The 10,229-nt window shown below is 56.4% G+C and carries 6 protein-coding genes; 3 read left to right on the top strand and 3 right to left on the bottom strand.

Features of this window, described 5'->3' with window-relative positions:
- Positions 1-269 precede the first annotated feature (269 nt).
- Complete coding sequence (locus tag ACT3TY_RS06615; protein ID WP_087105936.1) at positions 270-1,541, top strand: malic enzyme-like NAD(P)-binding protein; 1,272 nt, start codon at positions 270-272, stop codon at positions 1,539-1,541.
- A gap of 106 nt (positions 1,542-1,647) precedes the next feature.
- Here ACT3TY_RS06615 and ACT3TY_RS06610 read toward each other — a convergent pair whose 3' ends face one another.
- Positions 1,648-2,475, bottom strand: coding sequence for an acyl-CoA thioesterase (locus ACT3TY_RS06610; protein WP_444627700.1), 828 nt, complete (start codon positions 2,473-2,475; stop codon positions 1,648-1,650).
- A 107-nt stretch (positions 2,476-2,582) separates the two neighbouring features.
- Here ACT3TY_RS06610 and tadA point away from each other — a divergent pair, with 107 nt between their 5' ends.
- Positions 2,583-3,035 (top strand): tRNA adenosine(34) deaminase TadA, encoded by a 453-nt coding sequence (gene tadA / locus ACT3TY_RS06605; RefSeq protein WP_217883834.1) that lies wholly within the window; start codon positions 2,583-2,585, stop codon positions 3,033-3,035.
- Positions 3,036-3,176: 141 nt separating this feature from the next.
- Here tadA and fni read toward each other — a convergent pair whose 3' ends face one another.
- Both fni and mltF read right to left on the bottom strand, forming a co-directional pair.
- Positions 3,177-4,220: a type 2 isopentenyl-diphosphate Delta-isomerase gene (fni, locus tag ACT3TY_RS06600; protein ID WP_444627698.1), complete on the bottom strand. Its 1,044-nt coding sequence runs from the start codon at positions 4,218-4,220 to the stop codon at positions 3,177-3,179.
- A gap of 357 nt (positions 4,221-4,577) precedes the next feature.
- On the bottom strand, positions 4,578-6,044 hold the full coding sequence (mltF, locus tag ACT3TY_RS06595) for a membrane-bound lytic murein transglycosylase MltF (protein WP_444627697.1): 1,467 nt from the start codon (positions 6,042-6,044) through the stop codon (positions 4,578-4,580).
- Positions 6,045-6,226: 182 nt separating this feature from the next.
- Between mltF and purL the strand changes: the two genes are divergently transcribed.
- Positions 6,227-10,162 carry a phosphoribosylformylglycinamidine synthase gene (gene purL / locus ACT3TY_RS06590; protein WP_444627695.1) on the top strand — a complete coding sequence of 1,312 codons (3,936 nt, stop codon included), beginning with the start codon at positions 6,227-6,229 and terminating at the stop codon, positions 10,160-10,162.
- The last annotated feature ends 67 nt before the right edge of the window (positions 10,163-10,229 follow it).

Genomic DNA, 10,229 nt, shown 5'->3' with positions numbered 1-10,229 from the left:
GGCGAATTTCTATAAATGCCTGTTTGGATGAACAAATGGCGAGATGAAAGGGTTTTTCATAAATGCTGCGATACAGCAATAAGCAATGCGTTATAGCTAAAATGCTTCTGCATAAGATTCAGCAAATGGTTGGGAAAAGTAATTAACGTGAAGGAAAAATCGCTAAAAAAAGCGTTTTCTTTTTGAGTTGACGGCGCGCTTGAGGCGTCTTGGGTTTTTCTATATTCTGGAAGCACTTATATCTACTTTAGGCTAATTGGACCCTCATTATGACGGATGCAAATAAGCAGGCAGCACTGGACTATCATGCGAAACCGATTCCCGGCAAGCTATCGGTGGAGTTAACCAAGCCCACCGCAACAGCCCGGGACTTGGCACTGGCATATAGCCCTGGCGTTGCTGAGCCGGTTCGCGAAATTGCCCGCGATCCTGAAAATGCTTACCGTTATACGGGCAAGGGTAATTTGGTCGCCGTTATTACCGATGGCAGCGCCATTTTAGGCTTGGGGAATCTTGGCCCGCTGGCCAGTAAGCCGGTGATGGAAGGCAAGGGCGTGCTGTTCAAGTGCTTTGCCGGGATCAACTCGGTAGATATTGAGGTAGACGCAGAAAGCCCGCAGGCGTTTATCGACACCGTTGCCCGCATTGCCGATACCTGGGGCGGCATTAATCTTGAAGATATCAAAGCGCCCGAGTGCTTTGAGATTGAAAAAGCGCTGGTTGAGCGCTGCAATATCCCCGTCTTTCACGATGACCAGCACGGCACGGCTATTGTAACGGCCGCGGGTATGCTGAACGCGTTGGAAATCGCTGGTAAAACGATAGATAGCGTGAAGATCGTTTGCATGGGGGCCGGTGCGGCAGCTATTGCCTGCATGCGCCTACTGGTTTCTTGTGGCGCCAAAAAAGAGAACTTGGTGATGCTGGATCGCCGTGGCGTTATCCATACCGGCCGTGATGGTATCAATGAGTACAAGGCAGAGTTTGCGCTGGATACCGAAATGCGCACTCTGGATGATGCTATCGACGGCGCCGATGTGTTTATCGGTCTTTCCGGCCCGGGCTTGCTGTCGGCTGAGCAGGTTAAAAAGATGGCCGCGGACCCGGTGATTTTCGCCTGCACCAACCCGGACCCGGAAATTCATCCTGACGTTGCCCGTGAAGCGCGCCCGGATGTGATTATGGCGACCGGCCGTTCAGACTTCCCTAACCAGGTAAACAACGTGTTGGGCTTCCCGTTTATTTTCCGTGGGGCGTTGGATGTGCGCGCTACACGGATTAACGAAGCCATGAAGCTTGCCGCTGTGCATGCACTTAAGGATCTGGCCCGCGAGCCGGTTCCCGAGGAAGTGTTGAATGCCTATGAGCGTACGGAAATGAGCTTTGGTCGTGAGTACATTATCCCCACGCCGGTCGATATTCGCTTGCTGGAGCGCGTTTCTTCCGCAGTGGCTCAGGCGGCAGTAGATTCAGGCGTGGCGCGCAAACCGTACCCGGCTCACTACCCCCTCAAAACGATCAATGAGGCTTATGGCCAGTGATGTTTCGGGTGTTTAACACGCCGGTTTGATGGCTCCTTTCAACGCCCGCACTTGCTGCGGGCGTTGTGCTTTTAAGGGGCGGTTTCTAAAGGCTTTTGTACGAAGCTTAGCGAATCGGCGCGTCATGCACGCGTGTTAGCCCTTCCTGGGCGGTAGAGGCAATTAAGCGGCCATCACGGCGATAGATATGACCGCGTGCCAGGCCTCGCGAGTTGCCTGCCCATGGGGAATCAATCACGTATAAAAGCCACTCATCCAGCCGTGCGTCCTCATGGAGCCATAGCGCGTGGTCAAGGCTTGCGATACGCAGTTTTGGGTCAGTGAACTGAATGCCGTGGGGCAGTAGGCTGGTGGTCAGTAGATTGAAATCAGAGGCGTAGGAGAGCAAGTGCCGGTGCAGGGCGGGGGCATCAGGCAGCGTGCCTGCAAAGCGAAACCATAAACACTGCCCGGCCGGGTCGCCGCTATCCGGATTGCCTTTAATATGTAAAAACTCGATAGGGTGGCCCGGAAAACGTGAGTGCTTGGCGGCGCCGCTCTCAATCAAGGCTTCCGGCGACTCGACATGGGGCATGGCGCGCTGGTGATGAAAACCTTCTTCAGGGCTGTGAAACGACGCGCTACAGAAGAAGATCGGTCGGCCTTTTTGAATCGCCGTAACGCGGCGCGTGGTAAAGCTCCCGCCATCGCGTACGTTATCCACCTGATAGACCACTGGGCGATGCGGGTCGCCAGGGCGAAGAAAGTAACCGTGTTGAGAGTGTGGGTGACGCTCAGCGGGTACCGTACGTGAGGCCGCCGCGAGCGCTTGACCAAGCACCTGTCCACCATAAAGCTGAGGAAAGCCCAGGTCTTGGCTTTGCCCTCGAAAGAGCGTCTCTTCGAGGACTTCAAGCTCAAGCAGGTTTACTAACGTATTCAGCGCGTCGGTCATTCCAGGTATCCTTGGTGCTATCTATTGTTGCCCATAGTGGCGGATATCACATACGGCGAGGCCGCCGTTGCTACCATCATTTTGCTACCTTAGCGGAGTTTGCCTTGATACGCAGCGATGAATTTTACATGCACCGCGCCCTTGAACAGGCGCATTTGGCGGCTGAGGCGGGTGAAGTGCCGGTAGGGGCCGTAGTGGTGAATAGCGAAGGAGAGATTCTTGCTGCTGCCCACAATGCGCCGGTGCTTAGCTGTGACCCTAGCGGCCATGCGGAAATTCGTGCCCTGCGTGAAGCCGGGCAGCAGAGCGCCAACTACCGGCTGGAAGGGTGTACGCTGTATGTCACGTTGGAGCCGTGCATGATGTGCGCGGGCGCCATTGTGCATGCACGCCTAAAGCGTTTGGTTTATGGCGCTGCTGAGCCTCGTACCGGTATGGTGGAGTCCAAGGCTAACCTGCTGGCCCAACCGTGGTTTAATCACCATGTGGAGGTGACGGCGGGCGTGCTGGCGCCATCGGCCAGCAAGTTATTAAAAGCGTTTTTTGCGGCAAGGCGCTAGCGTGTTTTATAGCTCTCTCTGGCGTGTCAAGAAACCGCGGGATAAACGTCACCTGGTGGCCACGCACAATGAGTTGCAGAGCAAAGGCTTGGAGTGCGTTAACGTGGTTATATAATGGTAGTGATATGACTGCGTAGTGGCTCATGCCCCCGCCTCAGCCTGCGTAAGCGTCGCGTGCTTTAACGCGACCAGGTCCGCGCTGCCGGTACAAAAACAGGCAACGCGCAGCTGCTCAATGAGCGTTTGAAAGTGCTCGATAACGGCATCGCTTGAGGTGGTGGCACTGCTCAGCACCGCCGCGGCTTGACCTACCAGATGAGCGCCTAAACAGAGCGCTTTAGCCGCATCAATACCGCTGACAACCCCACCTGAAGCGATCAGCGGCATACCGGGCAGTGCCTGGCGCAAATCGTGTAGTGCTTGTGAGGTGGGGATTCCCCAATCGGTGAAGGCCATGGCGATGGCACGCGCTTGAGGTGTGCTGGCGCGCTCGCCTTCAACTGCCGCCCAACTGGTGCCACCCGCACCCGCAACGTCCAGCATCGCCACGCCTGCTTCGGCAAGTTGGCGACCCACAGAAACAGAAAGCCCAGCCCCAACTTCCTTGACCACCACAGGCACTTCCAGTTTGGCAACGGTGCGCTCAATGGCGGTGAGTATGCCTCGCCAATCGCGATCTCCACCTGTTTGTAGCGCTTCCTGTAGCGGGTTGAGATGAATAATGAGTGCGTTAGCTTCGATCATATCGACCGCGCGGCGGGCATAATCAAGCCCGCGTTCGCCTTTAATTTGGGCGGCTCCCAGGTTGGCCAGCAGTGGGATATCCGGGGCAATTTGGCGCAGTTCGCCCGTGAGGCCCCAGTTGGCTTCGCCTTCAATGGCTACGCGTTGTGAACCCACGCCCATGGCAAGGCCCAGCGTTTGAGCGGCCTCTGCCAAGTGCCGGTTGATATCCTTGGCCCGACTCGCCCCGCCGGTCATCGAGCTGATGAGGATGGGCGCTTTTAGAGGTTGTCCGAATAGGTAGGTCCCCAGATCAATATCATCCAGGTTTAATTCCGGCAGCGCACAATGCTCAAAGCGCCAGTGTTCAAAGCCTGGACGAAGGGTACTGGCGGCCTGGTTTGGGTGTAGCACGATATCCAGATGGTCGTTCTTACGCTGCGTCAGTTCGGTGTCTTTCATCGTCACTCCCTTCAACCTGAACCTGGCGGAAGCCGTCTGCCAAGTAGGAAACAGTACGTGGTCGGTTAGCTGATGGCTGTGCATGCCTTCCGGCGAAGTCATTAATGGTTTTCGATGTAACCAACTCTTATCTATCTAACCCGTTTCTATTGGTCTAACCAAACATGGCCAACTGCTTATCCAACCAGGTTGGCATAAAGTGCTGAGGTGCAATGCCCTGGTCGCAGACGCAGGATAAACGCTTGTAATCGCCAGTACGTTTTTACCTGCTATTTGAAAAGCGTAATCCAAACGCCAGAAATTTTCTTTAACCACGAAGGGCAACGTGGGATCGAGCGGGAGGGCTCTGTAGCGAGGCTATTGATTCAACGGCGGAATTAACTCAAATGGCAGTAGGAGAGAATCGCTGGTTGCGGTTTGACCTAACTGGAAAAATTGCTGACGGCTGTGCTCAACGTACTCAAGCATCTCATAGTAGCGTCGGATGTTGCGCACATAAATGACCGGCTCACCACCACGCGCATAGCCGTGGCGCGTTTGGCTATGCCACTCCTGTTGCTGTAACAGGGGAAGCGCCTCGCGAACATCTTGCCAGCGGTTGGGGTCCCCACCGAGCTCTTCGGTAATTTTACGTGCATCGTAAAGGTGGCCAAGGCCAACATTGTAGGCCGCCATGGCCATATAAAGACGATCATCTCCGGTAATGCTTTCAGGCAGGCGGTCTTTCAGGCTGCGCAAATAGCGGGCGCCACCATCAATGCTTTGCGCCGCGTCTCGGCGGTTATCCACACCCATTTCGCTGGCGGTAGGGTGGGTGAGCATCATAACGCCTCGCACGCCGGTGGGGGACACCGCTTCCGCGTCCCAGTGGGATTCCTGATAACCCACTGCCGCCAGCAGTTTCCAGTCAAATCCTGTGTCACGTGCCGCCTGCTTAAACAGGTCAGTAAACTGGGGTAGGCGCGCATCCAGATGCGTCAAAAAGGTGCGCGTACCCACGTACTCCAAATAGTCGTCATGGCCAAAGTAGCGGTTAACCAGGTGGTCGAGCGTGCCATTTTCTTGAAGGGTTTGCAGGAAGTCATTGGCGGCTTCAAGCAGCCCTAAACCGCGGCCGCGAGGAAGCGCCCATACCATGGAAAGCGGGTCGCCCATTAAAAAGCCGCGCTCTACATTGGGGAAAAAGAGTCGGTTAAGCCGGAACTGATGATCAAAAATAACCGCTGCGTCGAGTACGCCGCTCTCGACCTGGACAAGCAGTTCATCGACATCCAATGCGTGAGACTCTTTCCAGCTTAAGCCCGCGTAGTCGCGCTGCAACTCGCGCAGCGCTTCGCTGGTACCTGCCTGGCTTAGCGTGCCAATCTCAAGGCCTACCAGGTCGCTGGGTGCCTTTATGCCGTGTAAACCGCGCCGGTACACCAGCAGTGGTTGCATTTGAATGATGGGGCGGGTGTAGTGCACATCGGAGACGTCAGGGAGTAGCGGCAGGGCGGCAGCGCCAAAATCGCCTTGTTCACGCACGGCCGACAATACGCTTTCAGGGTGATGTTTGGCGTTGAGGTTGAGGCTTACTCCCAAATACTCGGCAAACTGATGCATCAGCTCGTACTCAAACCCAGTGGGTCCCTGGCGGCCCTCGTAGTAAGTCGTGGGCGTGTTGCGCGTCTGAGCCGTGATAAAATCTTTTGCTTGGATATGCGTTAAATGCTCGCCAGGTGGTACCTTGGGCAAGGTGGGCGCAAGTACCAATAAGATAATGATAATAAAGGTTAAATAAAGGCGAGTGTGCGCTAAAAAATGGGCATGGATCAATGTCGGCATAAGGTCTTGTCGGGATGAAACAAGCAGCCACAATACCCAGCCATCGTCATGCTGTCACCTTGTTGATTTCGTGTGGCCGCCGCTTTCCAGTATCATAGGGCCCAATGAGTGTCATTTAAGGGGCCGCTTGGCGGCCTGCTATTTCCCTGCACGAATTCTCCCTGCTCTAGAGGCTTCAGGATATGCTCGAATTGCGAGGCGCGCCCGCCCTTTCTACCTTCCGTCATACACGGTTGCTAACGGTGCTGCGTGAACGTGTTCCCGAGGTGGAGGCGCTGTCTGCCCACTATGTTCATTTGATTGACCACCGTGAAGAACTCAGTGATGCCTCTCACGAGCGTTTGGCGCAACTGTTGGATTACGGCACCCCCACCCATGCCGAGATACCTGCCGACGCTCAACGTTTTCTGGTCGTACCGCGGTTAGGCACCCAGTCGCCCTGGTCATCCAAAGCGACGGATATTGCACATAACTGTGGGCTGTCGGGCATTCGCCGGATAGAGCGTGGTGTTGATTATCGGGTAGGGTTTAGCCGTGCGCCCAGCGAAGAGAGCCTGGCTGCGCTGATGGCGCTGTTGCACGACCGAATGACCGAAACCGTGCTTAATGATGCGGCTGAAGCGGCGGCGCTATTTGCTCACCACGACCCGGCACCGCTGGGTAGCGTGGACATTTTAAACAGCGGGCGCGAGGCGCTGGTAACCGCTAACCGTGAATTGGGCCTGGCGCTTGCCGATGACGAAGTCGACTATCTGGTCGATGCCTTTAACGAGCTTCAGCGCAACCCCACCGACATTGAGCTGATGATGTTCGCCCAGGCGAACTCTGAGCACTGCCGGCATAAAATCTTCAACGCGGACTGGATCATTGACGGCGAGCCGCAGACCCATTCGCTGTTCAAGATGATCAAGAACACCTTTGCAACCTCCCCTGAAAATGTCTTGTCGGCCTATAGCGATAACGCTGCGGTTATCAAAGGCAGCCAGGCGGGGCGTTTTTATCCCACGCCGCTGACCGGTGCTGAGGGAGAGCGTGCGCTGTACGGAACGCATCAGGAGCCGATTCATATTCTGATGAAGGTGGAAACCCATAACCATCCGACAGCGATTGCGCCGTTCCCTGGTGCGGCGACAGGCTCGGGTGGTGAGATTCGCGATGAAGGCGCCACCGGTATCGGCGGCAAGCCGAAAGCGGGCCTTTCCGGTTTTACCGTTTCCAACCTGCGTATCCCCGAGTTTGTACAGCCTTGGGAAGCGTTTGATTATGGCAAGCCCGAGCGCATGCAGTCCGCCCTTGCCATCATGCTGGAAGGCCCGATTGGTGGCGCGGCGTTTAATAACGAGTTTGGCCGCCCGAACCTTACCGGTTACTTCCGTACCTATGAGCAGGACACCCTCAACGAGGGCGGTATTGAGCGTCGCGGTTTCCACAAGCCGATCATGCTGGCGGGTGGTTACGGTAATATTCGCGCACAGCATGTTCAAAAGGGCGATATTCCTGTCGGCGGTAAGCTGATTGTGATGGGTGGCCCAGCGATGTTGATCGGCCTGGGCGGCGGCGCGGCCTCGAGCATGTCTTCTGGCACCTCAAGTGCCGACCTCGACTTTGCTTCGGTACAGCGTGAAAACCCGGAAATCGAGCGACGCGCTCAGGAAGTGATTGACCGCTGCTGGGCAATGGGAGACAAAAACCCGATCTGCTTTATCCACGATGTGGGGGCGGGCGGTCTTTCCAACGCGCTGCCGGAGCTTGTTAAAGACGGCAACCGGGGAGGGCTGTTCGATTTACGGGCGGTGCCTAATGCTGAGCCGGGTATGAGCCCGCTTGAAATCTGGTGTAACGAGGCGCAGGAACGTTACGTGCTGGCCGTTGCGGCTGAAGACCTGGCAACGTTTGACGCGCTGTGTAAGCGCGAGCGTTGCCCCTATGCGGTGGTGGGTGAAGCGCAGGCTGACCACCACCTTGAAGTGCGCGATGGCCACTTCAACAGCAAGCCGATTGACCTGCCCATGAGCGTGCTGTTCGGTAAAGCGCCGAAAATGCAGCGCAGCTTTGAGCGCCATGCACCAGAGCTTTCCGGTGTAATGCTGGATAATCTCGACCTGCGTGAGGCGCTTGATCGCGTTCTACGCCTGCCCGCCGTGGCCTCCAAAAGCTTCTTGATTACCATTGGCGACCGCTCTATTACAGGCCAGGTGGCGCGTGACCAGATGGTCGGCCCTTGGCAGGTGCCGGTTGCGGATGTAGCGGTCACAACGGCCAGCTATGACACTCATGCCGGTGAAGCGATGGCGATGGGGGAGCGTCCGCCGGTTGCCTTGATTGACCCCGCCGCCAGCGCACGCCTGGCGGTCGCCGAGGCGATTACGAATCTCGCGGCAGCGCCCATTGCCAAGCTAAGCGATATCAAGCTTTCGGCTAACTGGATGAGCGCCGCTGATCACCCTGGCGAAAATCAGGCGCTTTATGATGCGGTTCACGCGGTGGGGATGGAGCTTTGCCCGGCGTTAGGGATTGCGGTGCCGGTCGGCAAAGACTCCATGTCGATGCGTACGTCTTGGCAGGATGTGAGTGACCAAGGGGATAGCGAAGAGAAAAGCGTTACATCACCGCTGTCGGTAGTGATTACCGGCTTCGCGCCTGTGACTGATGCGATGGCAACCCTGACGCCACAGATCAACCTGGATCAAGATGAGTCGGATCTTATTCTGATCGACCTGGGGAGCGGTCAAAATCGCTTGGGCGGCTCTGCGCTGGCGCAGGTATATGGTCAGGTAGGCGATACCTGCCCGGATGTCGACGACCCAGAAGATATCAAAGCCTTCTTTGAGGTGATTCAGGGGCTTAATCGTGACGGTAAGCTGTTGGCGTACCATGACCGTAGCGATGGCGGCTTGTTGGTCACGCTGTTGGAAATGGCCTTTGCGGCGCACGCCGGCCTTGAGATCAAGCTTGACTGGATGATTGACGAGCCCGTTGAGGCGCTTAATGCGCTGTTCTCGGAAGAGTTGGGGGCGGTGATTCAGGTCAGCCGTGAGCACACCGAAGAGGTGTTGGCGCAATTTGCAGTCGCGGGTATTGAAACCTGTGGCGTCATCGCCCGGCCGCGTTACGACGACCAAGTGCGGGTAACCCTGTTTGAAGAGCCGCTGCTGGAAACCACGCGCCAACTGACACAGCGTACCTGGTCTGAAACCAGCTATCGCCTGCAGGCACTGCGCGATAATCCCGAGTGCGCTAAAAACGAGTTCGACAACCTGCTCGATACGCGTGATCCTGGCCTCTCGGCGACGCCCACGTTTGATATTAATGAGGATGTCAGCGCGCCGTTTATCAATATGGCCAAGCCCGCTGTTGCGGTACTGCGTGAGCAGGGCGTTAATGGCCAGGTCGAGATGGGCTGGGCATTTGATAAAGCCGGCTTTGAAGCCATTGATGTTCACATGAGTGACATTCTGGAAGGCCGTGTTGCGCTTGATGAGTTCAAAGGGCTCGTTGCCTGTGGCGGTTTCTCTTACGGCGATGTGTTAGGCGCGGGTGGTGGTTGGGCGAAATCCGTGCTGTTTAACGAGCGGGCACGCGACCAGTTTGCCGCCTTCTTTACCCGCGAAGACAGCTTCTCGCTGGGCGTATGTAACGGATGTCAGATGCTTTCGCAGTTGAAGTCATTGATTCCAGGGGCTGAAAATTGGCCAGGCTTTGTGCGTAACGAGTCCGAGCAGTTTGAGGCGCGGGTAGCCATGCTGCGCGTTGAAAAAACGCCCTCGGTTCTACTGGCTGGCATGGAAGGTTCCCTGCTGCCTATTGCGGTGGCCCATGGGGAAGGCCGTGCTGAGTTCCGCGATGCCGCGCACCTGCGTAGCATGCAATCCAGCAATCAGATTGCGCTTCGCTACATTGATAACTATGGGCAGGTGACCACGCGCTATCCGGCTAACCCTAACGGTTCGCCGTCAGGTATCACCGGGTTAACCACCTCGGATGGCCGCGTCACGATCATGATGCCTCATCCGGAGCGCGTTACCCGCGCGGTAACCAACTCCTGGCGTCCGGCAGAGTGGACAGAAGATGGTGCCTGGCTGCGCATGTTCCGCAACGCGCGTGTTTGGGTCGGTTAATATCTCACGCCGTTATGGCTAACGCTGTTCTTGGCTGCTCTTGCCCGCTTGAGCCAGCAAAGTAATT

The organism is Halomonas sp. AOP22-C1-8 (genome assembly GCF_052378905.1).
GTDB classification, from domain to species: domain Bacteria; phylum Pseudomonadota; class Gammaproteobacteria; order Pseudomonadales; family Halomonadaceae; genus Vreelandella; species Vreelandella citrativorans.
This window is presented reverse-complemented; position numbering and strand designations above follow the sequence as displayed.

What these genes read in the sequence shown, in the direction of transcription:
- purL (WP_444627695.1), top strand. Translation starts at nt 6,227, where the DNA reads ATGCTCGAATTGCGAGGCGCGCCCGCCCTTTCTACCTTCCGTCATACA.
- ACT3TY_RS06615 (WP_087105936.1), top strand. Translation starts at nt 270, where the DNA reads ATGACGGATGCAAATAAGCAGGCAGCACTGGACTATCATGCGAAACCG.
- fni (WP_444627698.1), bottom strand. Translation starts at nt 4,220, where the DNA reads ATGAAAGACACCGAACTGACGCAGCGTAAGAACGACCATCTGGATATC.
- ACT3TY_RS06610 (WP_444627700.1), bottom strand. Translation starts at nt 2,475, where the DNA reads ATGACCGACGCGCTGAATACGTTAGTAAACCTGCTTGAGCTTGAAGTC.
- mltF (WP_444627697.1), bottom strand. Translation starts at nt 6,044, where the DNA reads ATGCCGACATTGATCCATGCCCATTTTTTAGCGCACACTCGCCTTTAT.